Source organism: Streptomyces sp. NPDC090127, from assembly GCF_044746945.1.
GTDB lineage: Bacteria > Actinomycetota > Actinomycetes > Streptomycetales > Streptomycetaceae > Streptomyces.
Genome location: NZ_JBIVDE010000006.1, coordinates 226,697 through 253,563 on the forward strand (window position 1 = coordinate 226,697; position 26,867 = coordinate 253,563).

At 73.6% G+C, this 26,867-nt stretch carries 20 protein-coding genes; 16 read left to right on the plus strand and 4 right to left on the minus strand.

Annotation, left to right across the window (positions count from 1 at the left end; genetic code table 11):
• The first annotated feature begins 78 nt into the window (after window positions 1–78).
• Window positions 79–594, plus strand: coding sequence for a MarR family winged helix-turn-helix transcriptional regulator (locus ACIPPS_RS23045; protein WP_401435122.1), 516 nt, complete (start codon window positions 79–81; stop codon window positions 592–594).
• A 91-nt stretch (window positions 595–685) separates the two neighbouring features.
• Here ACIPPS_RS23045 and ACIPPS_RS23050 read toward each other — a convergent pair whose 3' ends face one another.
• Genes ACIPPS_RS23050 through ACIPPS_RS23060 form a run of 3 tightly spaced genes read right to left on the minus strand, consistent with a single transcriptional unit; the run spans window position 686 to window position 3,282 of the window.
• Complete coding sequence (locus ACIPPS_RS23050) at window positions 686–913, minus strand: hypothetical protein (RefSeq protein WP_361966042.1); 228 nt, start codon at window positions 911–913, stop codon at window positions 686–688.
• Between the two features lie 20 nt (window positions 914–933).
• Window positions 934–3,042: a 4-alpha-glucanotransferase gene (malQ, locus tag ACIPPS_RS23055; protein ID WP_401435126.1), complete on the minus strand. Its 2,109-nt coding sequence runs from the start codon at window positions 3,040–3,042 to the stop codon at window positions 934–936.
• A 54-nt stretch (window positions 3,043–3,096) separates the two neighbouring features.
• Window positions 3,097–3,282: a hypothetical protein gene (locus tag ACIPPS_RS23060; protein WP_401435807.1), complete on the minus strand. Its 186-nt coding sequence runs from the start codon at window positions 3,280–3,282 to the stop codon at window positions 3,097–3,099.
• A gap of 270 nt (window positions 3,283–3,552) precedes the next feature.
• On the opposite strand from ACIPPS_RS23060, the gene ACIPPS_RS23065 reads away from it, so the two are divergent.
• Window positions 3,553–6,705 carry a beta-N-acetylglucosaminidase domain-containing protein gene (locus ACIPPS_RS23065; protein WP_401435129.1) on the plus strand — a complete coding sequence of 1,051 codons (3,153 nt, stop codon included), beginning with the start codon at window positions 3,553–3,555 and terminating at the stop codon, window positions 6,703–6,705.
• A 230-nt stretch (window positions 6,706–6,935) separates the two neighbouring features.
• Here the strand turns inward: ACIPPS_RS23065 and ACIPPS_RS23070 are convergent, their stop codons facing one another.
• Entirely contained in the window at window positions 6,936–7,499 is a 564-nt protein-coding gene (locus ACIPPS_RS23070; protein WP_315893268.1) for an HNH endonuclease, read from the minus strand.
• Between the two features lie 246 nt (window positions 7,500–7,745).
• Between ACIPPS_RS23070 and ACIPPS_RS23075 the strand changes: the two genes are divergently transcribed.
• From ACIPPS_RS23075 to ACIPPS_RS23140, 14 genes are all read left to right on the plus strand, one after another.
• Window positions 7,746–8,807, plus strand: a complete 1,062-nt coding sequence (locus tag ACIPPS_RS23075; RefSeq protein WP_401435132.1) for a mechanosensitive ion channel family protein — start codon at window positions 7,746–7,748, stop codon at window positions 8,805–8,807.
• 153 nt (window positions 8,808–8,960) lie between these two features.
• Entirely contained in the window at window positions 8,961–10,178 is a 1,218-nt protein-coding gene (locus ACIPPS_RS23080; RefSeq protein WP_401435134.1) for an ROK family protein, read from the plus strand.
• A 72-nt stretch (window positions 10,179–10,250) separates the two neighbouring features.
• Window positions 10,251–11,588 carry an ABC transporter substrate-binding protein gene (locus ACIPPS_RS23085; protein WP_401435136.1) on the plus strand — a complete coding sequence of 446 codons (1,338 nt, stop codon included), beginning with the start codon at window positions 10,251–10,253 and terminating at the stop codon, window positions 11,586–11,588.
• A gap of 19 nt (window positions 11,589–11,607) precedes the next feature.
• Entirely contained in the window at window positions 11,608–12,570 is a 963-nt protein-coding gene (locus tag ACIPPS_RS23090; protein WP_401435138.1) for a carbohydrate ABC transporter permease, read from the plus strand.
• 2 nt (window positions 12,571–12,572) lie between these two features.
• Window positions 12,573–13,481 carry a carbohydrate ABC transporter permease gene (locus tag ACIPPS_RS23095; protein ID WP_401435140.1) on the plus strand — a complete coding sequence of 303 codons (909 nt, stop codon included), beginning with the start codon at window positions 12,573–12,575 and terminating at the stop codon, window positions 13,479–13,481.
• Between the two features lie 9 nt (window positions 13,482–13,490).
• A complete protein-coding gene (locus ACIPPS_RS23100; protein WP_401435142.1) occupies window positions 13,491–14,810 on the plus strand; it encodes a 6-phospho-beta-glucosidase in 1,320 nt (439 codons plus the stop codon).
• Complete coding sequence (locus tag ACIPPS_RS23105) at window positions 14,801–15,778, plus strand: N-acetylglucosamine kinase (RefSeq protein WP_401435145.1); 978 nt, start codon at window positions 14,801–14,803, stop codon at window positions 15,776–15,778. The genes ACIPPS_RS23100 and ACIPPS_RS23105 overlap by 10 nt, the downstream gene beginning before the upstream one ends.
• Before the next feature lie 249 nt (window positions 15,779–16,027).
• Window positions 16,028–17,524, plus strand: a complete 1,497-nt coding sequence (locus tag ACIPPS_RS23110) for a hypothetical protein (protein WP_401435147.1) — start codon at window positions 16,028–16,030, stop codon at window positions 17,522–17,524.
• An 11-nt stretch (window positions 17,525–17,535) separates the two neighbouring features.
• On the plus strand, window positions 17,536–18,594 hold the full coding sequence (locus tag ACIPPS_RS23115; protein ID WP_401435149.1) for a glutamate ABC transporter substrate-binding protein: 1,059 nt from the start codon (window positions 17,536–17,538) through the stop codon (window positions 18,592–18,594).
• 15 nt (window positions 18,595–18,609) lie between these two features.
• On the plus strand, window positions 18,610–19,911 hold the full coding sequence (locus ACIPPS_RS23120) for a hypothetical protein (protein WP_401435152.1): 1,302 nt from the start codon (window positions 18,610–18,612) through the stop codon (window positions 19,909–19,911).
• Window positions 19,912–19,979: 68 nt separating this feature from the next.
• Complete coding sequence (locus ACIPPS_RS23125) at window positions 19,980–22,670, plus strand: tetratricopeptide repeat protein (protein WP_401435810.1); 2,691 nt, start codon at window positions 19,980–19,982, stop codon at window positions 22,668–22,670.
• A gap of 2 nt (window positions 22,671–22,672) precedes the next feature.
• On the plus strand, window positions 22,673–24,127 hold the full coding sequence (locus tag ACIPPS_RS23130; protein WP_401435154.1) for a PP2C family protein-serine/threonine phosphatase: 1,455 nt from the start codon (window positions 22,673–22,675) through the stop codon (window positions 24,125–24,127).
• A 53-nt stretch (window positions 24,128–24,180) separates the two neighbouring features.
• Complete coding sequence (locus tag ACIPPS_RS23135; protein ID WP_401435157.1) at window positions 24,181–25,509, plus strand: VWA domain-containing protein; 1,329 nt, start codon at window positions 24,181–24,183, stop codon at window positions 25,507–25,509.
• Between the two features lie 41 nt (window positions 25,510–25,550).
• Complete coding sequence (locus tag ACIPPS_RS23140; protein WP_401435160.1) at window positions 25,551–26,822, plus strand: FHA domain-containing protein; 1,272 nt, start codon at window positions 25,551–25,553, stop codon at window positions 26,820–26,822.
• The last annotated feature ends 45 nt before the right edge of the window (window positions 26,823–26,867 follow it).

Here is a 26,867-nt window from a genome sequence, read left to right on the forward strand (position 1 = left end):
CCCCGAGCTGCTTGTTGGTAAGTAGCTTAGCAATAAGCTACTTACTGGCAAGAGGCTTTCCCGTGAGATACTTTTGTCATGGAGACCACCGCAGCCCCGACGCACGACGCCGTCGACGCCATCGCCGACCAGTGGGCGGTCGTCCGCCCCGACCTGGACACGCTCCCGATGGCCGTCTTCGGGCGGATCTACCGGCTGGCGGCGGCCATGCGCGGCCGCGTGGACACGGCGTACTCCCCCTACGGGGGCATGTCGCTCGGGGAGTTCGACGTCCTCGCCACCCTGCGCCGCTCGGGTGAGCCCTACACCCTCTCGCCGCGCGAACTCACCGCGACGCTGATGATCACCACGGGCGGGATGACGGGCCGGCTGGACAAGCTGGAGAAGGCGGGCCTGCTCAGCCGCAGCCCCGACCCGAAGGACCGGCGCGCGCTGCGGGTCACGCTCAGCGAGCTCGGCAGGGAACTGGTCGACCAGGCCGTCGGCGCCGGTCTCGCACAGCAGCGGGAAGCGCTGGAGAGCGCGCTCACGCCCGAGGAGGCGGAGCAGCTGGCGGGCCTGCTGCGCAAGCTCCTCGCGACGACGGTGGTGTGAACGGGCCCCGCCGCCCGGTCCCCGGGCACACGCGAGGGCGCCGCACCGGTACCTGCGTACCGGTGCGGCGCCCTCGTGGAGCGATGGAGCCTCAGGCCTTCTTGGACTTGTCGAGCACCATCACGAGACCGGCGATCACCAGGAACAGCACGATCGGCGCGGCCACGAACAGACCGAGGGTCTCGACGACACTCAGCTTGGGGGCCGGGTCGTCACCGTCGTCGCGGGTCAGCGCGAGCGCGGGAGACGACATGAGCAGCATCATCAGCGTCGTACCGGCCGCGACAGCACCGGCGCGCAGGGCGTTCTTCTTGTCCACGGTGCAAACGTAGCGAACACCTAAACGGGCCGCGCGTCCGGGGGTGCCGTACGGGACCCTCCGTGCGCCCCGGCGGGGGATCCCGCGAGCGGCGCGAGGACGGCGAGCAGCCGGTGCGCCCGGGGCGAGGCGGCCAGCTCCTCCAGGGCCATCGGCTGGCCCTCCGGGCCGGCCACCGGCAGCCGCCAGTTGGGGTACTGGTCCCAGGTCCCGGGCAGGTTCTGCGGGCGCCGGTCCCCCACCGCGTCCGGCAGCCACACCCCGACCATCGTGGCCGGCGTCCGCAGCAGGAACCGGTGCACGGCCCGCACCTCCGCCTCCTCGTCGCCCGGGCCCTCCGGCAGCAGCCCGAGCCGCTCCAGGTACGTCAGCCAGTCGCCGACCTCCGCCGCGTCCAGGGCCCGTTCCTGCCCCAGGTCGCCGGTGAGCAGCCCGAGCCGGTGGCGCAGGGCCACGTGGTCGCCGGAGAGCCGGGCGGCGGTGGAGGGCAGGTCGTGCGTGGTGGCCGTCGCCACGCAGTCGGTGCGCCACTCCTCGGGGGCCAGCGGCCGGCCCGTGCCCGCCCAGTCCCGCTCGAACCAGAGCACGGACGTGCCGAGCACCCCGCGCCGCCCGAGCCGCTCGCGGACGCCCGGCTCGACCGTGCCGAGGTCCTCGCCGATGACGAGCGCACCGGCCCGGTGGGCCTCCAGGGCCAGGACCGCGAGCATCGCCTCGGCGTCGTAACGGACATATGTGCCCTGGGTGGGTTCGCCGCCCTCGGGGACCCACCAGAGCCGGAACAGGCCCATCACGTGGTCGATCCGCAGCGCGCCCGCGTGCCGCAGCAGCTCCCGCAGGAGGCCGCGGTACGGGGCGTAGCCGGAGGCGGCCAGGGCGTCCGGGCGCCAGGGCGGCAGGCCCCAGTCCTGGCCGCGCGCGTTGAAGGCGTCGGGCGGGGCGCCGACCGACATGCCCACGGCGAACGCGTCCTGCTGCGCCCAGGCGTCGGAGCCGTCGGGATGGACGCCGACCGCGAGGTCGTGGACGATCCCGACCGCCATCCCGGCCTCCCGGGCGGCCGTGCTCGCGGCGGCCAGCTGCTGGTCCGTCAGCCAGGCCAGCCGGCAGTGGAAGTCCACCCGGGCCGTCAACTCCGCGTCGGCGCGGACGGCCGCGGCGGCCGAGCGCGGATCACGCAGCTCCGCGGGCCAGGACCGCCAGTGGTGGCCGTGCCGCTCGGCGAGGGCACAGTAGGTGGCGTGGTCCTCCAGGGCGCGGCCGCGCTCGGCGAGGAAGTCGCGGTACGCGGCGCGGCGGCCGGGACCGAGTTCGACCGTCGCCACCAGCTCAAGGGCGCGCCGCTTGAGCTCCCACACCGCGTCCCGGTCGATCAACGCGCCCTTGCGCAGCACCCGTTCGCGCAGCTCGGCGGCGTCCGCGCCGATCGCCTCCAGCTCGTCGCGGTACCGGGCGTCCACGAAGTCGTACTCCGGGACGTCCTCGATCCGCAGATGGACGGGGTCGGGGAAGCGACGGGAGGACGGGCGGTACGGGGAGGGGTCGGTGGGCGCCCCGGGCACGGCCGCGTGCAGCGGGTTGACCTGGACGAACCCGGCGCCGTGGGTCCGGCCCGCCCAGGTGGCGAGTTCGCGCAGGTCGCCGAGGTCGCCCATGCCCCAGGAGCGGCCGGAGAGCACCGAGTACAGCTGGGCGAGCAGCCCGAAGGCCCGCCGCTCGGGCCGGGGCACGCGCGCGGGGGCGACGATCAGCGTGCCCGCGTCGGCGCGCCCGTCCGGAGCGAGCGCCTCGACCCGGTGGACGCCGAGCGGCAGCCCGTCCAGGTCGGCCCAGTCGGCCGTCTCGCCCGACTCGGTGGTCACCCGGAGCCGGGTGCCGGGAGGGAGGCCCTCCGGCAGCTCCGCGGGGCCGTCCTGCCGGCGCACCAGGGTGGGGGGCAGCAGCCGGGCATCCTCGGCGACGCGCGCCGCTTCCAGGGCGGCGGCGACCGCCTCCGGGGTACCGGCGTCGACGTCGAGGGCGGCGAGGACGGCCACGACGGTGGCGTCGGGCACCTGGACGGTGACCCCCGCGGAGGGCTCGTACGCGGTGGCGACACCGTGGAGGGCGGCGAGGCGGGCCAGGGTCACTTCACACTCCAGAGGTCTGCGTCGGTGGTGGCGGCCGGCCCGGCGGCCCGGCGGTCACGCCGCGGGGTACTCCGTGCCGCCCGTGGTCCACAGGGCGGTGGCTTCGCTGGTGAGCGGGGCCGCCGAGGTCAGCGGCGGCTCGCTGGTGAGGGGCGCGGCATCGGCGAGCGGGGGCTCGCTGGTCAGCGGTGCCGCGTCGAAGAGCGGCGGCTCGCTGGTGAGCGGGCCCTGTTTCGCCATGGGTATGTCGATGGTGTGGGGGGTGATCACGGTCACGGGGGTACTCCCGGCTTCGTCTCGACAGGTGAACGACAGAGCCCTACCCACCGAACCCACTTTTACCGGCGGAACGTGCCGGAAGAGCGCCACCTCGCCGAAAGCCCGCCGGGCAAATCCGACACTTCGACCACGCGCATTGACACCCCCGCCGCACGGGTGGTGGGCTCGTGACCCACTCGTGACCCACCCGGTGGGTCGGGGCGACGTCATCCGCGGGAAAGAGGAGTTCGCGTGCACCTCGGGCGCAGGAAGCGGACGGCGACCGCCGTGGCCGCCGCGGTGATCGGCGGACTCCTCGGCGGCGGCGCCCCCGGCGTCGCCCAGGCCGCACCGGTCACCCCCGTCACCACGCCCGGCGTCCCGCAGAGCCCCGGCGAACCGGCCGTGTGGCCGCGCCCGCAGTCCCTGCGGACCGCGGGCCCGTCCGTACGGCTCGGCGCCGAGGTGACGCTGCTCGCGGGCCCCGAGGCCGATCCGTACGCCGTCGCCGCGCTCCGCGAGGTGCTGCGGACGGCGGGGGTACGGACCGTCCACACGACCCTGCCGGGCGGCGGTCCGGTGTTCCGCCTGGGCCCCGCGGCGTCCGGGGACGCTCTGCGGGCGCTGCGCGTGGCCGAGCGGGAGGACCTGCCGCTCGGCGGCTACCGGCTCGCGACGGGCCGGGTGGCCGGCCGGGACACCGTCGCCCTGGACGGTGTCGGCACGGACGGGCTCTTCCACGGGGTCCAGACGCTCCGTCAGCTGATCGACGGGCAGGCGAGCGACGGGCAGGCGAGCGACGGGCAGGCGAGCGACGGGCAGGCGAGCGACGGGCAGGCGAGCGACGGGAGGTCCGGCGGCGGAAGGTCCGGCGGCGGACGGACGAACGGCGCCGACGGCGACGGCGACGGGCGGCGGATCCCCGGTGTCGTCGTGCGTGACTGGCCCGGCACCGCCGTGCGCGGCCTCACCGAGGGCTTCTACGGCCGGCCCTGGAGCCACGAACAGCGGCTGGCGCAGCTCGACTTCATGGGCCGCACCAAGCAGAACCGGTACCTCTACGCCCCCGGCGACGACCCGTACCGCCAGTCCCAGTGGCGCGACCCCTACCCGGCCGAGCGGCGCGCCGAGTTCCGCGCGCTCGCCGAGCGCGCCCGCGCCAACCACGTGACCCTCGCCTGGGCCGTGGCGCCCGCCCAGTCCATGTGTCTGGCATCGGACGCCGACGTGAAGGCGCTCACCCGCAAGGTCGACGCGATGTGGGCGCTGGGGGTGCGCTCCTTCCAGCTCCAGTTCCAGGACGTCAGCTACAGCGAGTGGCACTGCTCGAAGGACAGGAACACCTTCGGGCGCGGCCCCGAGGCGGGCGCGACCGCCCACGCGCGCGTGGCGAACGCGGTGGCCCGGCACCTGGCCGACCGGCACCCGGACGCCGAACCGCTGACGCTGATGCCGACGGAGTACTACCAGGACGGCGCGACCGCGTACCGCACGGCGCTCGCCGCCGGTCTCGACAGCCGGGTGCAGGTCGCCTGGACCGGCGTCGGCGCCGTCCCGCGCACCATCTCCGGGCGCGAACTGGCCGGGGCCCGCCAGGCGCTGCGCCACCCGCTGGTCACGATGGACAACTACCCGGTCAACGACTACGCCCAGGACCGGCTCTTCCTCGGCCCCGCCATGGGCCGCGAACCGGCCGTGGCGGCGGGCTCCGCCGCGTTCCTCGCCAACGCGATGGAGCAGCCGGCCGCCTCCCGCATCCCGCTCTTCACCGCCGCCGACTACGCCTGGAACCCCCGGGGATACCGGCCGCAGGAGTCCTGGCGGGCCGCCGTCGACGATCTGGCGGGACCGAACCCGGCCGCCCGCGAGGCGCTGCGGGCGCTCGCCGGCAACGACGCCTCCTCGCTGCTCGACCCGGCGGGCGAGTCGGCGTACCTGAAGCCGCTGATGAGCGCGTTCTGGAACACCCGCACGTCCCAGGACCCGGCCGCACGGGAGAAGGCGGCGCGCGAGCTGCGGGCGGCGTTCACCGTGATGCGGGAGGCCCCCGGCCGGCTGGCCGCGACCGCCGACGGCGCCCTGGACGACGAGGTCGGGCCCTGGCTCGACCAGCTGTCGCGCTACGGCCTCGCGGGCGAGACCGCGGTCGACATGCTGCTCGCCCAGGCCCGTGGCGACGGCGCGGCCGCCTGGCAGGCTCAGCTCCGTCTCGAGCCGCTGCGCGAGGCGCTGCGGGCGAGCGGGGCGACCGTCGGGCCGGGCGTGCTCGACCCCTTCCTCACCCGCGCGGTGACGGAGGCGGCGGCCTGGACGGGCGCCGACCGCGACCGCCGGGCCGACCGGGCGGCCGACGTGGACGTGGACGTCGAGCCGGACGCGTACACCGTCCGCCTGGACCGCTCACGGCCCGTGGACACGGTGACCGTCATGACGGAACCGGGGTCGGGCGACTCCGCGCGCGTGGAGGCGTACGTCCCGGGTGAGGGGTGGCGGGCGCTGGGCCCGGTCTCCCCGAGCGGCTGGACGCAGACGGACCTGAAGGGGCTGCGCGCGGAGGCGGTCCGGATCGCGTGGAACGGTACGGACGGCTCCGTACCCCGGGTGCGCTCCCTCGTGCCGTGGTTCGCGGACGAGCCGCGCGCCGAACTGGAGCTGGCCCGCGCCTCGACGGACGCCGAGATCGGCGGCCCCGCGCAGCGGGTGGACGTCCGGCTGGTGGGCCGCAGCGCCGAGGAGGTGCGCGGGGCGCTGACGGCGCGGGCGCCGAAGGGCATCGAGGTACGGCTGCCCAAGGAGGCCAGGATCCCGCGCGGCACGCGCGCGTCGGTGCCGCTCCAGGTGTCGGTCGGACCGGACGTGCCCGCGGGCTCGTACGAGGTGCCGGTCTCCTTCGCGGGCGAGGAGCGGGTCCTGACGGTCCGCGCCTTCCCTCGCACGGCGGGCCCGGACCTTGCCCGTACGGCGACGGCCTCGTCCTCCGGCGACGAGACCCCCGACTTCCCTGCGGTCTCGGCCCTGGACGGCGATCCGGCGACTCGCTGGTCCTCCCCGGCCGAGGACGGCGCCTGGTGGCAGCTGGAGCTGACGAGCCCGGCCCGGATAGGTCAGGTGGTGCTGCACTGGCAGGACGCGTACGCCACCCGGTACCGCGTCCAGGTCTCCGCCGACGGACGCACCTGGCGCACCGCGGCGACGGTCGCCGACGGCCGGGGCGGCCGGGAGAGCGTCCGCATGGACGCGGCGGACACCCGCTTCCTGCGGGTCCAGGGCGACGCACGGGCGACGCGGTACGGCTACTCGCTGTGGTCGGTGGAGACGTACGCGGTCGCCCCGCCGGCCACACCCGAGCCCCCGGCACGCGCCGAGGAGCCGCAGCGCCCGGAGCGTCCCGTACCACCGCGGTAGACACGCGACCGGCGTCGGCGCCGTCCGCACTGGACCGGCGTCGGCGCCGTCCGCACTGGACCGGCGTCGGCGCCGTCCGCACTGGACCGGCGTCGGCGCCGTCCGCGCACGACCCGCGTCGGCGCCGTCCGCGCACGACCCGCGTCGGCGCCGTCCGCGCAGCCCGGAGAGGGGCGCCTCCAGGAGGCGCCCCCCGTGACGGAGACCGGCAGGGACGACGAAGGCCCGGCTCAACCCGTCTTCACGGCCCCCGTGGGGGCGGTGGAGACGGCGTCGATCCGGGCCATCACGTCGTCCGCGCCGTACGGCTGCAGGTACGGCAGCCAGCGTGGGTCCCGGTGTCCGGTCCCGATGATCCGCCAGGCCAGGCCGCTCGGCGGCGCGGGCTGATGGCGCAGCCGCCAGCCCAGGTCGTGCAGATGGCGGTCGGCCTTGACGTGGTTGCAGCGGCGGCAGGCCGCCACCACGTTCTCCCAGGCGTGCGTGCCCCCGCGGCTGCGCGGAATGACGTGGTCGACGCTGGTTGCGACGCCACCGCAGTACATGCACCGCCCGCCGTCACGGGCGAAGAGGGCTCGGCGGGTCAGAGGAACGGGCCCCCGGTAGGGGACCCGCACGAACCGCTTCAGCCGGACCACACTGGGTGCGGGGATGACGCGGGTCTCGCTGTGCAGGAAGGCGCCGGACTCCTCGAGGCAGAGTGCCTTGTTCTCGAGGACGAGGACGAGCGCGCGGCGGAGCGGTACGACGCCGAGCGGCTCGTACGACGCGTTGAGGACCAGGACATGCGGCACGGATGCCTCCTAATACGCCGGCGGCGCGTGGCTCGCGCCGGGACGAACTGCTCTCAGTCTCTCCTCATGCCTGGTCGGAGCGCCACCACGTACCCGTAACGGGCTTGGAGTGTTCTCGACCACATCGGCATCGGCTCCTGGTACATCCCCGCGTGAGGTCGGTCTCTCCCTCGAACAGCACAACCGGAGCACGTCGTGTGCCCCGTTAGTGTGGATGCTCGCGTACGCCACGCCTGGAGGTTCCCCGTGCCCTGGTCCGCCCTGCAGACCGCCGACGATCCGCAGAAGGTCCCCGTCACCCTCGACGAGGCGGCGGAGAAGGCGTCGAACGCCGCGGGCTGGGTGGAGCAGAACTGGTCCACCTGGCTGAACACCGGCCTGCGGATCCTGCTCATCCTGGTCGTCGCCCTGCTGTTGCGCATGGCGATCCGCCGTGCGCTGACGAAACTGATAGAGCGGATGAACCGCTCCGCCCAGGCGGTGGAGGGCACGGCCCTCGGCGGACTGCTCGTCAACGCCGAGCGGCGGCGGCAGCGCTCGGAGGCGATCGGGTCGGTGCTCCGCTCGGTGGCGTCGTTCGTGATCCTGGGCACGGCGGGGCTGATGATCCTCGGCGCCTTCCAGATCGACCTGGCGCCGCTGCTCGCCTCGGCCGGTGTCGCGGGTGTGGCGATCGGCTTCGGCGCGCGGAACCTGGTCACGGACTTCCTGTCGGGCGTCTTCATGATCCTGGAGGACCAGTACGGCGTCGGCGACTCGGTCGACGCGGGGGTCGCCTCCGGCGAGGTCATAGAGGTCGGTCTGCGGGTGACGAAGCTGCGCGGCGACAACGGGGAGATCTGGTACGTCCGCAACGGCGAGATCAAGCGGATCGGCAACCTGAGCCAGGGCTGGGCGACGGCGGCGGTCGACGTGACGGTCCGCCCGACGGAGGACATGGACCGGGTGCGCTCGGTGATCGACGAGGCGACGGCGTCCATGGCGAAGGAAGAGCCCTGGAACGAGCGGCTCTGGGGTCCGGTGGAGATCCTCGGCCTGACCGAGGTGCTCCTGGACTCGATGACCGTCCGGGTCTCGGCGAAGACGATGCCGGGCAAGTCGCTGGGCGTCGAGCGCGAGCTGCGGTGGCGGATCAAGCACGGCCTGGACGCGGCCGGCATCCGGATCGTCGGCGGCCTCCCGGCGCAGGCGGACGAGGCCGCCGCGGACCCGACGGCGGGCATGGCGGCCCCCTCGGCCTACGCGTCGGCGACCACCCCCCAGGGCATGGCCGCGAGCCCGCTCCCGAAGACGGACCTGAACAAGTAACGCGTCCCGCCCACGAAGCCCCCGCAGGTAACGCTTTGGTTGCCTTCGGGGGCTTCGCGCGTGCTCGGGTATTGACGTCCCCCTGAGGGCCGCCCTACCGTCCTCCCACCGAATAGGAAACCTTCCTAACAGTGCAGAGGCAGGTGCGTCGCCATGGTCGGTACGACCCCGGGAACCCCCGGCACCCCGCGCGTGCTGCGGGCCATGAACGACCGCGCCGCCCTTGATCTGCTCCTGGAGCACGGGGCCCTGTCCCGGACCCGGATCGGGAAGCTCACCGGACTCTCGAAGCCGACCGCCTCCCAGTTGCTCGCCCGGCTGGAGGCCGCGGGGCTCGTCGTCGCCACCGGGACGACCGAGGGACGGCCGGGGCCGAGCGCGCAGCTGTACGCGGTGAACGCCCGGGCCGCCTTCGCCGCCGGCATCGACGCGAGCCCGCACCGGATCCGCGCCGCCGTCGCCGACATCACCGGCACGATCGTCGGCGAGTTCGAGCTCCCCACCCCCGGCCGGGGGAACGACGGCGGTGTCGTCCGCCAGGTCACCACCGCCCTCGACGGCGCCGTCAAGGACGCCGGGATCACCCGCTCCGACGTGCACCGGCTCGTGATCGGCACGCCGGGCGCCTTCGACCCGGCCACCGGCCGGCTGCGGTACGCCTCCCACCTGCCCGGCTGGCACTCCCCCACGCTCCTGGAGGAGCTGGCGGCCGTGCTGCCGATGCCGTTCGAGTACGAGAACGACGTCAATCTGGTGGCCGTCGCCGAGCAGCGCCTCGGCGCCGCCCGGGACCACGAGGACTTCGTGCTGCTGTGGAACGAGGAGGGCCTCGGCGCCGCCCTCGTCCTCGGTGGCCGGCTGCACCGCGGCTTCACCGGCGGCGCCGGCGAGGTCGGTTTCCTGCCCGTGCCCGGCACCCCGCTCGTCCGGCAGGTCACCAAGGCCAACTCCGGCGGCTTCCAGGAGCTCGCCGGCGTCCAGTCCGTCCCCCGGATCGCCAAGTCGCTCGGCATCGAGACCGCCGAGCAGCCCTACGTGTCCACCGCGGCCCGGCTGCTCGGCCACGCCGCCGCCCACCACGGCGACGACCCCCGGTACGCGGAGCTGCTCGACCGGTACGCCGAACGCCTCGCCACCGGTCTCGCCTCGCTCGTCGCCGTGCTCGACCCCGAACTCGTCGTCCTCTCCGGTGACGTGACCGTCGCCGGCGGGGAGCCGCTCCGCGAGCGCGTCCAGTCCGAACTGGCCGAGCTCGCCGCCTCGCGACCCCGGCTGGTCCTCGGCCGCGTGGACCGGGACCCCGTCCTGCGCGGGGCGCTGGAGAGCGCCCTCGCGACCACCCGCGACGAGGTCTTCGACACGTCCCGCTAGGCCGTCCCGTACCGCCGGCGCTCTCCTACCCCCGCTGTGTTCCCGCCTCCGTCCGCCCCAGGGAGTCCTGTCATGCCCGCACGCACGCGCAGAGCCGCCGTCGCGCTCGCCGCCACCGCCTCCGTCGCCCTTCTCGCCTCGGCCTGTACGGGCTCGGCGGACGACAAGGCGAGCGACGACCCGAACGCCGCCACCACGATCACCTTCTGGCACGGCTGGTCGGCGCCCTCCGAGGCCAAGGCGATCCAGGAGAACGTCGCCCGCTTCGAGAAGGCCCACCCGAACATCAAGGTGAAGATCGTCGGCAACATCAACGACGACAAGCTGAGCCAGGCGCTGCGCGCGGGCGGCTCGAACGGCCCGGACGTGGCGGCCTCCTTCACCACCTCCAACGTGGGCAAGTTCTGCCACTCGGGCGCCTTCGCGGACCTGGGGCCCTTCCTGGAGAAGGACAAGGTGGACCTGGACAAGACCTTCTCGAAGGTCCTTCAGGACTACACCCAGTTCGAGGGCAGGCGCTGCTCGCTGCCGCTGCTCTCCGACGCGTACGGGCTCTACTACAACAAGGACGCCTTCAAGGCGGCCGGCATCACCGCCCCGCCGAAGACCTGGTCGGAGTTCTCCCAGGTCGCGAAGAAGCTCACCAAGGAGAAGGGCGACAGCTACGAGCAGCTCGGCTTCATGCCGAACTACCTCGGCTACGAGACCGTCCCCTCGCACTACATGTCCCAGTGGAACCACCGGTACTTCGACGAGAACGGCAAGTCGCTGCTGGCCAGGGACCCCGGGTTCGCCGAGATGATGACGTACCAGAAGTCGCTGGTCGACGGTCTGGGCGGGTTCGCGAAGCTGGACAAGTACCGCACCACCTTCGGCGACGAGTGGGGCGCGAAGCACCCCTTCCACACCGGTCAGGTCGCCATGCAGCTGGACGGCGAATGGCGGCTGAACTTCATCAAGGACGCCGAGGTCGACTTCGAGGTCGGCGTCGCGCCGCTGCCGGTCGCCGACGACGAGGTGGCCGAGTACGGCAAGGGCTACCTCTCCGGCACGGTCATCGGGATCGCGCCGCAGAGCAGGAAGCAGAACGCGGCCTGGGAACTGGTCAAGTACATGACCATGGACACCGAGGCGGTGGTGCAGTTCGCCAACGGCATCGGCAACGTCCCCTCCACCCTGGAGGCGCTGAAGTCGCCGAAGCTGAAGGCCGACGCGAACTTCAAGGTCTTCCTGGACATCGCCCAGCACCCCGAGTCCTCCACCTCCGACGGCGCCGTGAACGGCTCCACGTACCAGGACACCTTCCAGGACTTCGCGCAGAAGTACGAGAAGGGCCAGGTCAAGGACCTGAAGAAGGGCCTTGAGGAGACGGCGGCCCAGATCGACCGCGACATCACGCAGGCGAAGTAGGACCGGGACCGACCACCTCATGTCCTCCGAAACCCTCGACGGGCGTCAGGCGGCGCTGCGGTCGAAGCGCGTGCGCAACGCGCTTCGCACCGCGGCGTTCATGTCGCCCTGGCTGATCGGCTTCAGCGTCTTCTTCGCGTACCCGCTCGTCTCGACCGTCTACTTCTCCTTCATGAAGTACGACGGTCTGAACCCGCCGTCCTGGCGGGGCCTGGACAACTGGACGTACGTCTTCGCGGACATGCCGAAGTTCTGGCCGGCGATGCGGAACACCCTCTGGCTGGCGGTCGTGATGGTCGCCTGCCGGGTGGTCTTCGGCCTCGGCATCGGCATGCTCATCACCAAGATCAAGACGGGCGCCGGAGTCTTCCGGACCCTCTTCTACCTGCCCTACCTGGCCCCGCCGGTGGCCGCGACGCTGGCCTTCGTCTTCCTGCTCAACCCGGGCACGGGACCGGTCAACTCGCTCCTGGAGGCCGTCGGCGTCCCCGCGCCCTCCTGGTTCAACGACGCCGCCTGGGCCAAGCCGGCCCTGACCGTCCTCGCCGTCTGGGGCGTCGGGGACCTGATGGTCATCTTCATGGCCGCGCTGCTCGACGTACCGAAGGAGCAGTACGAGGCGGCGGAGCTGGACGGGGCCTCGGCCTGGCAGCGCTTCCGCTACGTCACCCTGCCGAACATCTCGCCGATCGTGCTCTTCGCGGTCGTCACCGGGATCATCGGCGCGATGCAGTACTACACGCAGCCGATCGTGGCGGCGAAGGTGGCGTCCGGCGTGATGGGCGGCTCCGGCCAGACCTTCGAGCCGGGCTATCCGGACGACTCGACACTGACTCTGCCGCAGCTGGTCTACAACCTCGGCTTCGGCCGCTTCGACTACGGCGCGGCGTGCGTCGTGGCCCTCGTCCTGTTCGCCCTCTCCATGGCCTGCACCGCGCTGCTGATGCGCCGTCGGGGCGGCCTGATCGGCTCGGGTGACTGACCATGTCCTCCTCCGTAACCCCCGTACCGACGCTCGACCGTCCCGTGGAGCAGGCGCCCGCCGGGGCCGCCGAGAAGACGGCACGGCGCAAGGCGCTGCTGCACTGGATCGCCGTGCACTCCCTCGGGATTGCCGCGGCGCTGTTCTTCGTGCTGCCGTTCGTCTTCGTCTTCCTGACCTCGCTGATGAGCGACCAGCAGGCGCTGACCCGGGACCTCACGCCGAACACCTGGCACTGGGACAACTACGTCCGGGTCTTCCGGACCCCGGGATTCCTGGACTGGTGGAAGAACTCCCTGCTGTACGCGGGGCTCGGCACCGCGCTCGTGGTGGTGTCCTCGCTCCCCGTCGCGTACGCGCTCGCCAAGTTCCGCTTCCGTGGCAGGCATCTGTCGCTGCTGCTCGTCATCTCGATGATGATGCTGCCGCCGCAGGTGATCATCATTCCGATGTACCTGTTCTGGGCCAAGCAGATGGACCTCTCCGGCACCCTGTGGCCGCTGATCGTCCCGATGGCCTTCGGTGACGCCTTCGCGATCTTCCTGCTGCGTCAGTTCCTGCTGACGATCCCCGACGAGTACATCGAGGCCGCGCGGCTGGACGGCTGCGGCGAACTGCGCACCCTGCTCAGGATCGTGCTCCCGATGGCGAAGCCCGGCATCGCCGCCGTGGCGCTGTTCCAGTTCTTCTACTGCTGGAACGACTACTTCGGACCGCAGATCTACACCTCGGAGAACCCGGCGGCGTACACGCTGAGTTACGGCCTGGAGTCCTTCAAGGGCGCGCACCACACCGACTGGAATCTGACCATGGCCGCGACCGTCCTGGTCATGGCCCCCGTGATCCTCGTCTTCTTCTTCGCCCAGAAGGCGTTCGTCGAGGGTGTCACGCTGACCGGAGTGAAGGGCTAGCCGAACACTATGAAGCTCGCTGTCGTGGGGGGCGGCTCCACCTATACCCCCGAACTGATCGACGGATTCGCGCGGTTGCGCGACACCCTGCCCATCACCGAACTGGTCCTCGTCGACCCGGCCGCCGACCGTCTGGAACTGGTCGGCGGGCTCGCCCGGCGGATCTTCGCCAGGCAGGGCCACGACGGGAAGATCGTCACCACCTCCGACCTCGACGCCGGGGTGGAGGGTGCCGACGCCGTCCTGCTCCAGCTGCGGGTCGGCGGCCAGGCCGCCCGGAACCAGGACGAGACCTGGCCGCTGGAGTGCGGCTGCGTCGGCCAGGAGACCACCGGCGCCGGTGGCCTCGCCAAGGCGCTGCGGACCGTGCCGGTGGTCCTGGACATCGCCGAGCGGGTCCGGCGCGCCAACCCGGACGCCTGGATCATCGACTTCACCAACCCCGTCGGCATCGTCACGCGCGCGCTGCTCCAGGCCGGCCACAAGGCCGTCGGCCTGTGCAACGTGGCCATCGGCTTCCAGCGGAAGTTCGCGAAGCTGCTCGACGTGGCTCCGTCCGCGATCCACCTCGACCACGTCGGGCTCAACCACCTGACCTGGGAGACCGGCGTCCGCCTCGGCGGGCCGGAGGGCGAGGACGTGCTGCCGCGGCTGCTCGCCGCGCACGGCGAGGCCATCGCCGAGGACCTGCACCTGCCGCTGTCGGTGGTGGACCGCCTCGGCGTCGTCCCCTCGTACTACCTGCGCTACTTCTACGCGCACGACGAGGTCGTCCGGGAGCTGGGCAGCAAGCCCTCGCGGGCGGCCGAGGTCGCCGCGATGGAGAAGGAACTCCTGGCGATGTACGGCGACCCGACGCTCGACGAGAAGCCGGCCCTGCTCGCGAAGCGGGGCGGCGCCTTCTACTCGGAGGCGGCCGTGGACCTCGCGGCCTCCCTGCTCGGAGAGAGCAGCGGGCCCGCAGGGCCGTCCGTCGACGGTGGTGAGGGGCGACGGGCGGGCGGAGGCTCGCCGTACCAGGTGGTGAACACGTACAACAACGGCACGCTGCCGTTCCTCGCGGACGACGCCGTCATCGAGGTGCAGGCGGCGGTCGGGCCGGACGGCCCCGTGCCCCTGCCGGTCACCCCGCTCGACCCGCTGTACGCCGGTCTTGTCGCCCACGTCACCGCGTACGAGGACCTCGCCCTGGAGGCGGCGCTGCGCGGCGGCCGCGACCGGGTCTTCAAGGCGCTGCTCGCACACCCGCTGGTCGGGCAGTACGCGGCCGCCGACGGGCTCACCGACCGGCTGATCGCGCACAACCGGGAGCACCTGGCGTGGGCGTGAACCTCAGCGGCGCGCTCCTGGCGATCGACGCGGGCAACAGCAAGACCGACGTGGCGGTCGTGGGGGTGGACGGGGCCGTACTCGGCACGGCGCGCGGCGGGGGGTTCCAGCCGCCCGTGGTGGGGGTCGAGCAGGCCCTGGACGGCCTGGCCGAGATCGTGCGGCGCGCCGCCGCGGCGGCGGGCCTCCCGTCGGAGTTCGCGCACGTCTCGGCCTGTCTCGCCAACGCCGACCTGCCCGTGGAGGAGGCGGAGTTGGCCACCGCCCTGGAGGCGAGGGGCTGGAGCCGCTCGGTCCGGGTGTACAACGACACCTTCGCCGTCCTGCGCGCCGGGCTCGACGAGCCGCGCGGCGTCGCCGTGGTCTGCGGGGCGGGGATCAACTGCGTCGGCATGCTGCCGGACGGGCGGACCGCCCGGTTCCCCGCGATCGGGAAGATCTCCGGCGACTGGGGCGGCGGCAGCGGCCTCGCCGAGGAGGCGCTCTGGTTCGCGGCCCGCGCGGAGGACGGCCGGGGTGAGCGGACCGCCCTCGCGCGGACGCTGCCCGCGCACTTCGGGCTGCCGACCATGTACGCGCTGATCGAGGCGCTGCACCTGGGGGCCATCCCCTACGAGCGGCGCCACGAGCTGACGCCCGTGCTGTTCCGTACGAGCGTGGAGGGCGACGCCGTCGCCCGGTCGCTGGTGCACCGGCTGGCCGAGGAGGTCGTCGCGTTGTCGACGGTCGCGCTGGGCCGGCTCGAACTGCTCGACGAGGAGGCGCCGGTGATGCTGGGTGGCAGCGTGCTGGCCGCGCGCCACCCGGAGTTGGACGGCCGGATCGCGGAACTCCTGGCGGCCAGGGCGCCGAAGGCGGTGATCGGGGTGGTCACGTCCCCGCCGGTGCTCGGTGCGGCGCTCCTCGCCCTGGACGCGATGGCGGCCGGGCCGCGGGCCGCGGCGCGGTTGCGCGAGCACTACGCCTGACGTCCCACGGGTGTGGTGACACCGGGGCGCCTCCTCGCGGGGGCGCCCCGGTCGTCGTTCACCCGTTCGTGAGGGGTCCGCGGGGGAACCGACGGCGGCCGGGAAGCGTATTCATGGCAGGGGATTCGCCCGCGGGGGTGGCGGGCGATGGGGCACGATACGTACAAGATCCAGTCAATCCCGGTGTGCGGGTGGGGCCACTGAGGCCATACTGCTGGCCGGGAACGTCGGACCGAGGGGGAGGCCACGTTGACACACCCGCCGAATGCGTCCGCCGCCTCGGCGCCGGGCACCACGCCCGAGCGGCCCGGGACCGGCGTGCCCGCGCAGGCGTCACCGCCCGGCGCGGCTCCTTCCGCCTCCGCCTCCGCCTCCCCGCACGCGTCGCCCGACCCGCGCGCGCCCGTCGGCGTGCCCGGCGGACGGGGGGCATGGGAGGAGGTGCGGGTGGTGCTGCGCCGCGCCGCCACGACCGAGCCCGGCCGGCTGCAGATCCTCGGCGCCGTCCTGGCCCTCCTGGTCGTCGCGTTCGGGGCGGTCACGGCCTACGAGGTGTCGGACCGCGCCTCCTCCGCCGACGACGTGGTGAGCCGCAGTCAGCCGCTGAGCGCCGACGCCGCCGCCATCTACCGCTCCCTCGCCGACGCCGACACGGCCGCCGCGAGCGCCTTCCTCTCCAAGGAACGGGACCCCGCCGACCTCCTCAAGCGGTACCGCGACGACATCAGCACCGCCTCCCGTCTGCTGGTGAAGGCGGCGGCGAGCACCGACGGCTCGGCCGACTCGGCCCGCGAGATCACCACCCTCAACGAGCAACTCCCCCGCTACACCGGCCTGATCGAGCGGGCCCGCGCCGCCAACCGCCAGGGCCTGCCGCTCGGCGGCGCCTATCTGCGGTACGCGAACCAGCAGATGACCACGCAGTTGCTGCCGGCCGCCGAGCGCCTGTACGAGGCGGAGACCGCGCGGCTCGCCCAGGACGACGAGGACGCCCGCGCCTGGCCGTTCCTCTCGCTCGCCGTCGGGATCGTCGCCCTCGCCGCCCTGGTCCTGGCCCAGCGCCGCAGCTACGCGCGGACGAACCGGGTCTTCAACCAGGGGCTGCTCGCCGCGACCGCCGCCTCCGTCGTCGTCCTGCTCTGGCTGGCCGCCGCGCACACCGTCGCCCGCTCCGGCCTGAACGACGCCCGCGCGCACGGACAGAGCTCGCTGCAGGTCCTCAACACCGCCCGGATCAGCTCCCTGAAGGCGCGGGCCAACGAGAACCTGACGCTCGTCGCGCGCGGCGCGGTCCTCACCGACGACGGCAAGAACGACAAGTACGAGACCGACTACACCGGAAGCATGAGGGCGCTGACGGACTCGCTCGCCGAGGCGAAGGAGCTCGCCGACGACGACGCCGGACGCGCTCCGCTGACCGACGCCACGGACCGTACGGCCGAGTGGCAGACGCGGCACGAGGCGGCCCGGGACAAGGACAACGCCGGCGACTACGAAGGCGCGCGCACCGGCGTCGTCGGACCGGACGACGACTCCGGCCCCGACACGTCCACGGGCATGTCCTTCGACCAGGTCGACGCGGCTCTGAAGAAGGCCCTGGACCACGAGCAGCGCGAGTTCACCCAGGCCGCCGAGGGCGGCAGGGGCGCGCTCACCGCCCTCCCGCTGGGCGCGGCCGGGCTCGCCGTCCTCGGTGCGGTGGGCGCGATCACGGGCATCAACCGCAGGCTGTCGGAGTACCGGTGAGAGGGGGCGGGATGCGGAAGGGCGTCGACGGCGCGAGGAGGCGCGGCCCGGCCGGGCTCCTGCGCGGCCGCCCGCTGGCGCGCCCGCGCGGCTGGGGCGGGGTCGCCGCGATGGCGGTGGCCTGCGGCCTCACGGCCTCGCTGACCCTGCTGCCGCTCGCCCACGGAGGCAGCGGCCCCGCGGCCGCGCCGCCGTCGACCGGCCCGGGTGTCGGCACCGGCGTGCAGATCAAGGCGGACACCTGCGAGGATCCGGAGGCCTCGCTCACCCCGGACACCCGGGACGGCCCGGCGGTCCAGGCGATCAAGGCGCGCGGCAAGCTCGTCGTCGGCGTCGACCAGAACAGCTACAACTGGGGGTACTTCAACCCCGAGAGCAGACAGCTGGAAGGGTTCGACATCACGCTGGCCAAGGCGATCGCCAAGGATCTGCTCGGCAGCGAGGACGCGATCATCTACCGCACGATCCCCACCAACCAGCGGATCGCGGCCCTGGACTCCGGCAAGGTCGACCTCGTCGTCCGCACGATGACGATCAACTGCAGGCGGATCCAGCAGGTCGCGTTCTCCACCGCCTACTTCCAGGCCGGCCAGCAGGTCCTCGCGCCCAAGGACGACGACTCGATCACCGGGTACGACTCCTCGCTCGCGGGCAAGCGGATCTGCACGGCGGAGGGCTCCACGGCGTACGAAGCCCTGGAGAACAACTCCTTCGGCGCCACGTTCAAGGACGAGGGCGACGGCACCAGGGCGGACCGGGACCAGTTCACCGTCCCGAACCAGCTGGACTGCCTGGCCCGGCTGCAGATGGGCGAGGTCGACGCCGTCGTCACGGACAACGCGCTGGCGGCGGGCCAGGCCGCCCAGGACCCGGCCGTCGAACTCAAGGGCAGGCCGTTCACCACCGAGTTCTACGGAGTCGCCGCCAAGCTCGGCAACGACGACCTGGTCCGCCGGGTCAACCAGGTCCTCGTCGAGTACCGCAGGAGCGCGTGGAAGACCGCGTACGACGCGTGGCTGAAGGCGGACCTGCCCGGGATATCCGGGCCGCCCGCACCCCTGTACAAGTAGAGCGAGAGGTGATCGATGGGCGTCGCGGGCACCCCCGGGCCGGTGATGGACCGGGACGAGGTGGACCGTGCGCTGGCGCGGCTCGGCGCGGAGCACAAGGCGATCGAGGACTCGCTGCTGGCGCTCCAGGACCACGCGGGCCGCAGGCTGCTGGAAGGAGCCGAGCTGACCGGGACCACCCGGGACCGCTGGCACTCCACCGAGCGCACGATCACCCTGCTCTGGACGTACTTCGACGCGTACACCGGCGCCCTGCACGCCGCCCGTGAGCTGCGGGCGCGGCGGCGCTGGGCCAGCCGCGAGGACCTGGTGGAGCTGACCGAGCGGCTGCGCGGCGAGAGCGTGCACGTCGCGGGCGGGGCGCGGCAGGGCGACGGGCCGGCACCGACCGGTCCCGCCCGGCTCTCCGAGCGGTTCACGCTGGAGGCGCTGGTCGACCGGATGAACGCGCTGTACGCCTCCTCGCTCGACATGGTCGTGACGGCCGACGCCGTCTGGTCGGCGCTGCCCGCGCGGATAGACCTCCTCGCGGCCGAACTGGGGCGGACGCGCTCGCTCGCGCACTCCGTCGGCGTACGGCCCGGTGAGCATCCGGCGGGCGACGAGCTGGCGGCGATCACGGCCGAGCTGACCGCCCTGCGGTCCCAGGTCGTCACCGACCCGCTGGCCTTCTGGCGGCCCGCCGCCGGGAGTTCGGCGCCGGGCGGCGGGCGGCCGGACACCGAGCGGTACGACCGGGCCGCGCGCGCTCTGGAGGACATCCGGCGGGAGATCGAGGCGGTGCTCGCGGTCCGACAGGACTCCGAGGAGCGGCTGCTGCGGCTGCGGGACGTCCTGTCGCGCGCCGACCGGACGCTCGCCGAGGCGCGGGTGGCGCGCGGCGAGGTGCTCGCCAAGATCGCCGCCTCCGAGGTGCCGGCCGTCAGCGGCCCGTCCACGGCCCTCCACGAGCGCCTGGCGACGGCCGCCGAGTACCGCAGGCACGCCCAGTGGCACCGCCTCTCGCCGCTCCTGGAGTCCCTGGAGCAGGAGGCCGAGGACGAACTGCACCGCGCCCGCGCGTCCTTGACCGCCGTCACCGCGCCGCTCGCGGTCCGCGCCGAGCTGCGCGGCCGGCTCGACGCGTACAAGGCGAAGGTGGCCCGGCTCGGCGCGGCGGAGGATCCGTTGCTGATCGAGCGGTACGACGCGGCGCGCCGGATGCTGTGGAGCGCGCCCTGCGACCTGCGCGTCGCCGAGCAGGCGGTGCTGCGGTACCAGCAGGCGGCGGCCGAGGTGCTGTCCGGCCCGAGAGATGCCCGAGGGAGTCAGTGGTGAGCGGGGAGTCCGTCGTGAGCGGGGAGTCCGGGATGGGCGGGGAGTCCGGGATGGGCGGGGAGTCCGGGATGGGCGGGGAGTCCGGGGCGGGCAGCTGCCAGCGTCCCTCCTGCGAGGGGTCGTACGAGGACATGGGCGGCGGCGAGCTGTACTGCGACACCTGCGGGCTCGCCCCCGTCGTCTCGGCCGGCGGCATGCTCCGATCGACGCCGACGGGCGTGGCGGTGCCGGGCAGGGGCGGGGCGGCGGCCGGTCCGGGTTCGTCGGGGTCGGGCCGGTCCGGCTCGGCGCGCTCCGGTTCGGGCGCCTCCTCCCGGGCGTCCTCGCGCTCCTCCCGTTCCTCGACCTCGCGCCGGTCGGTCTCCGGCCGGCTCTCGCGCGCGCTGTCGGGCGGCACCAGCGGCCGCTCGGTGTCGGTGCGCAGCTCCGGCTCGTCCTCCGCGCAGTCCGGCCGGAACCGGCTGGGCGCCGGCCTGGTGACGATCCCCGAGGTGCCGCGCCCCGACCCACGCGGGGCGGTGATGGAGAACCCCGAGGTCCCCGAGCGGAAGCGATTCTGCTCGCGCTCCGACTGCGGCGCCCCGGTCGGCCGTGCCCGCGGTGACCGGCCGGGCCGTACGGAAGGTTTCTGCACCACGTGCGGGCACCCGTACTCCTTCGTGCCGAAGCTGCGCGGCGGTGACATCGTGCACGGCCAGTACGAGGTCGCGGGCTGTCTCGCGCACGGCGGCCTCGGCTGGGTCTACCTCGCCGTCGACCGGGCGGTCTCCGACCGCTGGGTGGTCCTCAAGGGCCTGCTCGACACCGGCGACCAGGACGCGATGGCGGCGGCGATCTCCGAGCGGCGCTTCCTCGCCGAGATCGAGCACTCCAACATCGTCCGGATCTACAACTTCGTCGAGCACCTCGACGCCCGCACCGGCTCCCTCGACGGCTACATCGTCATGGAGTACGTCGGCGGCAAGTCGCTCAAGGAGATCGCCAACGACCGCCGCACACCGGACGGCCGCCGCGACCCGCTGCCGGTGGAGCAGGCCTGCGCGTACGGGATCGAGGCCCTGGAGGCGCTCGGGCACCTGCACAGCCGGAACCTGCTGTACTGCGACTTCAAGGTCGACAACGCGATCCAGACCGAGGACCAGCTCAAGCTGATCGACATGGGCGCGGTCCGTCGGATGGACGACGACGAGTCCGCGATCTACGGCACGGTCGGCTACCAGGCCCCGGAGGTGGCCGAGGTCGGCCCTTCGGTGGCGAGCGACCTGTACACCGTGGCACGCACGCTCGCCGTGCTGACCTTCGACTTCCAGGGCTACACGAACGTCTTCGTCGACTCGCTTCCCGACCCGGACCACGTCGAGGTCCTGCGGACGTACGAGTCCTTCTACCGCTTCCTGGTCCGCGCGACGGACCCCGACCCGGCCCGCCGTTTCGCCTCCGCGCAGGAGATGGCGGAGCAGCTGACCGGTGTCCTGCGCGAGGTCGTCGCCCTCCAGACGGGCCGCCCGCGCCCTGCGCTCTCGACGCTGTTCGGCGTGGAACTGCGGGTCACGGACACGGAGTTGTTCGCGGAGCTGACGGGTGACGTCTCGGCTCTGGGGGCGCGCGAGCCGAAGCGCGGGCGGGGCCGGGGGCGGGGGCCGGAGCGCGAAGGCCGCACGGCGCCCCCGGCGTCGCTGCTGCCGGCCGGTCCTCCGCCCGGCGGGGCCCTGCCCGGCGGGGCCCTGACCGGCGGGGCCCTGACCGGCGGGGCCGTTCCGGCTCAGGGGGCGGGGCTTCCGGTGCCGGCTCAGGCGGGCGCCGGCCCCGGGGTCGTACCGGACGGCCCGTTCCTCGCTCCGCTCGACGGGCGGGCCGCGTCGCTCGCGCTGCCGGTGCCACGGGTGGACCCGGGGGACCCCAACGCCGGTTTCCTCGCCACCCTGATGGCCTCCGCGCCGGCCGAACTGATCAGCGCCCTGCACACCGCGCCCGCGCCCTCCCTCGAACTGCGGCTGCGCGAGCTGCGGGCGCGCCTGGAGATGGACGACCTGGCCGCCGCCGGCCGGGCCCTGGCGACCCTGGAGGAGCGCTACCCGGACGACTGGCGGGTCGTCTGGTACCGGGGCGTGACCTCGCTGGTGACCGGCGACCACGAGAACGCGGCGCTGTCGTTCGACGCGATCTACGACGCGTTCCCCGGGGAGCCCGCGCCCAAGCTGGCCCTCGGCATCTGCGCCGAGGTGCTCGGCCAGTTGGACAACGCGGCCGAGTACTACCGCCTGGTGTGGGCGACCGACCCGAGCCATGTGAGCGCCGCGTTCGGGCTCGCCCGGGTCCGGCTCGCGGCCGGCGACCGCACCGGAGCCGTACGCACACTGGAGTCCGTACCGGAGGCGTCCATCCACTACACCGCCGCCCGGGTCGCCGCCGTACGGGCGCGGCTGCGGCGGCGGGCGGCGCACGAGCCGCTCGGCGCGGATCTGACGGCAGCCGCGGCCCAGGTCGGCGCGCTCCACGGCTTCGGTCTGGACGCGGTGCGCCGGGAGCGGCTGCAGACCGAGGTCCTCGGCTCGGCGCTGGACTGGGTACTCTCCGGTAGTCCCGGAGCGGCTCCGGACGGAACGCGGCTGCTGCTCGGCAGCGAACTGGACGAGCGCGGCCTGCGTTTCGGCCTGGAACGCTCGTACCGGGTGCTCGCCCGGCTCGCTCAGCGGGGCGAGGAGAGGATCGAACTGGTGGAGCGGGCCAACCGTTTCCGCCCCCGGACGTGGGTGTGAGTATGTCCAAGTTGCCCCAGCATGATCTCTCCGCCTGCCCGGGCTGCGCGGAGCCGGTGGAGTCGATCGACCGGTTCTGCGGGGCGTGCGGCCACGACCTCGCGGCCGTACCGGCGGCGGCCGTACCGGAGTCGGACCGTCCGACGGTCGCCATCGGTACGCCCGTGGACTGGCCCGAGCCCCCGTCGCGCGACCCGAACTCCCTCTCCACGGCGACCCAGCACCCGGGCGACCTCCCGGGCACCGACTCGGGCGGCCGCGACCTGCCGACGCTGGCGGTCCGCACGGACGGACTGCCGAGCGCGCCCGGCACGCACGGACAGCCGACCGCCTCCGGTGCGGACGGACAGCCGAGCGCTCCCGGCGCGGACGGACAGCCGGCGGCGGCGCAGGCGCCCGCCGCCGGAGGGGACTTCACGCTCGCCGCGCCCGACCCCCGGGCCGCCGTCGCCGCCGTCGCCGCCGTCGCCGTACCGGGCGCACAGGGCGCGCCCCAGGGTGCGCAGCAGGCCGCCGCCACGCCGCCCGCCGGGACCAAGCTGTGCGTCGCCTGTCGGGCGGGCGCCGTGGACTCCGACGGCTACTGCGAGAACTGCGGGCACGCCCAGCCGCGCGAGCGCGACCACATGGAGGAGGAGCTCTCGACGGTCGCCGCCGTCAGCGACCGGGGGCTGCGCCATCACCGCAACGAGGACGCGTTCGCGATCTCGGCGACCGCGCTGCCCGACGGCTCCCCCGCCACGCTCGCGATCGTCTGCGACGGCGTCTCCTCGGCCACCCGCCCCGACGAGGCCTCCTCCGCCGCCGCCCGCGCGGCCGGTCAGTGCCTGCTCACCGCCCTCCCGCGCGGCACGCACCCGCAGCAGGCCATGCACGAGGCGATCGTCGCCGCCGCCGAAGCGGTCAACGCGCTCGCGGAGGACCCCGCCCCGGACGGCGCGGACCCCGAATCGCACCGCCACCAGAACGCCCCGGCCTGCACCATCGTCGGCGCGATCGTCGCCGACGGGCTGCTGATCGTCGGCTGGGTCGGCGACAGCCGGGCCTACTGGGTGCCGGACGACCGCACCTCCCCGCCCGCACGGCTCACCCAGGACGACTCCTGGGCCGCCCAGATGGTCGCGGCGGGCCTGATGAACGAGGCGGAGGCCTACGCCGACGAGCGGGCCCACGCCATCACGGGCTGGCTCGGCGCCGACGCGTACGAACTGGAGCCGCACACCGCCGCGTTCAAACCCGACCGCCCCGGGGTGGTCGTGGTCTGCACCGACGGGCTCTGGAACTACGCCGAGGCGGCCGGCGAGATGGCCCGGGTCGTCCCCGCGGACACCGCCGGGCGGCTGCTGCACGGTGCCCAGGTGCTGGTCGGCCACGCCCTGGACGGCGGGGGCCACGACAACGTAACAGTGGCACTGCTGCCGTTCACCCTCTCTCCACAAGGGGCAGGATCGGCCTGAGCGGTCGCCACCCCCTGTCCCTTTCACGCTTGTCTGTCGAGGAGCCTCAACCCATGGCGAACTTCTCCAAGTCGAACGTGCCGCAGTTCTCGGTGGACGTGTACCAGAACGAGTTCCTGCCCGAGGGAGGCCGCGAGGTCAACGCCATCGTCACGGTCACCTCGACCGGCGGCGGTACGAGCGGCGGCACGACGCCGAGCGGTACCGGCGCCGACGCGGCCGTGGTGATCATGGTCGACTGCTCCGGTTCCATGGACTACCCGCCGACGAAGATGCGCGGGGCCCGGGACGCGACCGCCGCCGCCATCGACGCCCTGCGCGACGGCACGTCGTTCGCGGTCGTCGCGGGCACGCACGTCGCCAACGAGGTCTATCCCGGCAACGGTCGGCTCGCCGTCGCCGGGCCCGCCACCCGCGGGCAGGCCAAGGACGCCCTGCGCCGGCTGAGCGCGGGGGGCGGTACGGCGATCGGCACCTGGCTGCGCCTCGCGGACCGGTTGCTCGGGTCGGCCGAGGTGTCGATCCGGCACGGCATCCTGCTCACCGACGGCCGCAACGAGCACGAGTCGCCCGAGGACCTGCGGGCCGCGCTCGACGCGTGCGCGGGCCGGTTCACCTGTGGCGCGCGCGGTGTCGGTACGGACTGGGAGGTCAAGGAGGTCACCGGCATCGCCTCCGCGCTGCTCGGCACGGCCGACATCGTGGCCGATCCGCAGGGCCTGGCGGCGGACTTCACGGCGATGATGGAGAACGCCATGGGCAAGGAGGTCGCCGATGTCGCGCTCCGGCTCTGGACGCCGGTCGGGGTGGAGATCGCCTTCGTGAAGCAGGTCGCGCCGACGGTCGAGGAGCTGACCTCCCGCCGCACGGAGGCGGGGCCGCGCGCCGGGGACTACCCCACCGGTTCGTGGGGCGACGAGTCCCGCGACTACCACGTCTGCGTGCGCGTCCCGCAGGCCGCGATCGGGCAGGAGATGCTCGCCGCCCGCGTCTCGCTGATCGTCCCCGACCCGCTGGGCTCCGCCCCGAAGACGCTCGGCCAAGGTCTCGTACGGGCCGTGTGGACGGACGACATGGCGATGTCCACGTCGATCAACCCGCAGGTCGCGCACTACACGGGGCAGGCCGAGTTGGCGCAGGTCATCCAGCAGGGACTGGACGCGCGCAAGATCGGCGACCACGACGGTGCGACCGCCAAGCTGGGGCGCGCGGTGCAGTTGGCGGCCGCCTCCGGCAACGCGGACACTGCGAAACTGCTTTCGAAGGTGGTCGACGTCGTCGACGCGGCGACCGGTACTGTGCGTTTGAAGGCGAAGGTCGCGGAAGCGGACGAGATGACTCTCGAGACCCGCTCCACCAAGACGGTTCGCGTCAAGAAGTAGCCCGGCCAGGGGGCCGGACGACGAGAGGGGGAAGCACCGACATGCCGACCTGCCCGAACGGACACCAGTCGGTCTCCGACGACTGGTGCGAGGTCTGCGGACACCGCATGACCGGGGCGGGTGCGCCGGCGGGTGCCGTACCGCCGCCTCCCCCGCCGCCGCCCGCCTACGGCTATCCGGGGCCCGGTGGTCCCGGCCCCGGACCCGGCGCCGGACCCGGGGGCTACGACCCGAACGCGACCGCCCAGGCGGAGCTCTGCCCGCAGTGCCGCACCCCGCGCGAGGCCATGGCCCCGTTCTGCGAGGAGTGCCGCTGGAACTTCCTGACCAACACCGCGACCTCGTACACGCCGGTGGCGCCGCCGTCCTCGCAGCAGAGCCCGCCACCCGGGCTCAACCTGCCGCCGGGCTTCCAGACGCCGCCCCGGCCCGCGCAGCCGCAGCCTCCGCAGCAGCCGGATCCGTACGAGTACCAGAGCTCGCGGCCCTCGCAGATGAACCGGCCCGCCGAGCCGCTCTCCGCCGACCCCACGCACCACCAGGCACCGCCGCAGCGGCCGCCGATGCACCAGCAGCCGCCGCAGGGACAGCCGCCTCACGGGCAGCAGCCGCAGGGGCAGCCGCCGCAGGGCTTCCAGCAGGGCCCGCCGCCGCCCCCGCCGGCCTTCTTCCAGGCGCCGCCGCCCACGTCCGCACCGCCCGGGCCGCCGCAGCACCAGGCGCCGGCGCCCGCGGGTGACGACTGGCTGCTGCCCCCGCCCTCGCAGCCGCAGGGCGCGCCGCAGGCCCAGCAGCCGCCGCAGGGCCAGCAGCCGCCTCAGGCCCAGCAGCCGCCGCAGCAGCAGCAGCCACATCAGGCACACCAGCCCCAGATGCCGCACCAGCAGTACCAGCCGCCGCAGCCCGCCGCGGGCTGGTCGGCGTACATCGGGCCGGACCGCGACTACTTCATGGCGATGATGCAGCGCAGCGGCCCGGAGGCCTCGGGCCTGAACCTGCCCGCCTACTCCCCCGAGCAGCGCCTGGCGCTCCAGGGCAACCAGATCAGCATCGGCCGCCGTCGGCACTCCACCGGCGAATCCCCGGACATCGACCTGTCGGTGCCGCCGGAGGACCCGGGCGTCTCGCACCAGCACGCCGTGCTGGTGCAGCAGCCGGACGGATCGTGGGCGGTGGTGGACCAGAACTCCACCAACGGCACGACGGTCAACGGCGCCGAGGAACCGATTCAGCCCTATGTGCCGGTCCAGCTCCAGGACGGCGACCGCGTGCACGTCGGCGCCTGGACGACGATCACGATCCGACGGGGATAGGCCCGGGTACCGGATATTGGATATTGGATCCATGATCCGGCATAT

Bases quoted from the DNA above. Each gene is read 5' to 3' on its own strand.
- ACIPPS_RS23115 (WP_401435149.1), top strand. From the start codon at position 17,536: ATGCGGAAGGGCGTCGACGGCGCGAGGAGGCGCGGCCCGGCCGGGCTC.
- ACIPPS_RS23140 (WP_401435160.1), top strand. From the start codon at position 25,551: ATGCCGACCTGCCCGAACGGACACCAGTCGGTCTCCGACGACTGGTGC.
- ACIPPS_RS23095 (WP_401435140.1), top strand. From the start codon at position 12,573: ATGTCCTCCTCCGTAACCCCCGTACCGACGCTCGACCGTCCCGTGGAG.
- ACIPPS_RS23125 (WP_401435810.1), top strand. From the start codon at position 19,980: ATGGGCGGGGAGTCCGGGGCGGGCAGCTGCCAGCGTCCCTCCTGCGAG.
- ACIPPS_RS23130 (WP_401435154.1), top strand. From the start codon at position 22,673: ATGTCCAAGTTGCCCCAGCATGATCTCTCCGCCTGCCCGGGCTGCGCG.
- ACIPPS_RS23100 (WP_401435142.1), top strand. From the start codon at position 13,491: ATGAAGCTCGCTGTCGTGGGGGGCGGCTCCACCTATACCCCCGAACTG.
- ACIPPS_RS23120 (WP_401435152.1), top strand. From the start codon at position 18,610: ATGGGCGTCGCGGGCACCCCCGGGCCGGTGATGGACCGGGACGAGGTG.
- ACIPPS_RS23060 (WP_401435807.1), bottom strand. From the start codon at position 3,282: ATGGCGAAACAGGGCCCGCTCACCAGCGAGCCGCCGCTCTTCGACGCG.
- ACIPPS_RS23045 (WP_401435122.1), top strand. From the start codon at position 79: ATGGAGACCACCGCAGCCCCGACGCACGACGCCGTCGACGCCATCGCC.
- ACIPPS_RS23080 (WP_401435134.1), top strand. From the start codon at position 8,961: ATGGTCGGTACGACCCCGGGAACCCCCGGCACCCCGCGCGTGCTGCGG.
- ACIPPS_RS23135 (WP_401435157.1), top strand. From the start codon at position 24,181: ATGGCGAACTTCTCCAAGTCGAACGTGCCGCAGTTCTCGGTGGACGTG.
- ACIPPS_RS23085 (WP_401435136.1), top strand. From the start codon at position 10,251: ATGCCCGCACGCACGCGCAGAGCCGCCGTCGCGCTCGCCGCCACCGCC.
- ACIPPS_RS23090 (WP_401435138.1), top strand. From the start codon at position 11,608: ATGTCCTCCGAAACCCTCGACGGGCGTCAGGCGGCGCTGCGGTCGAAG.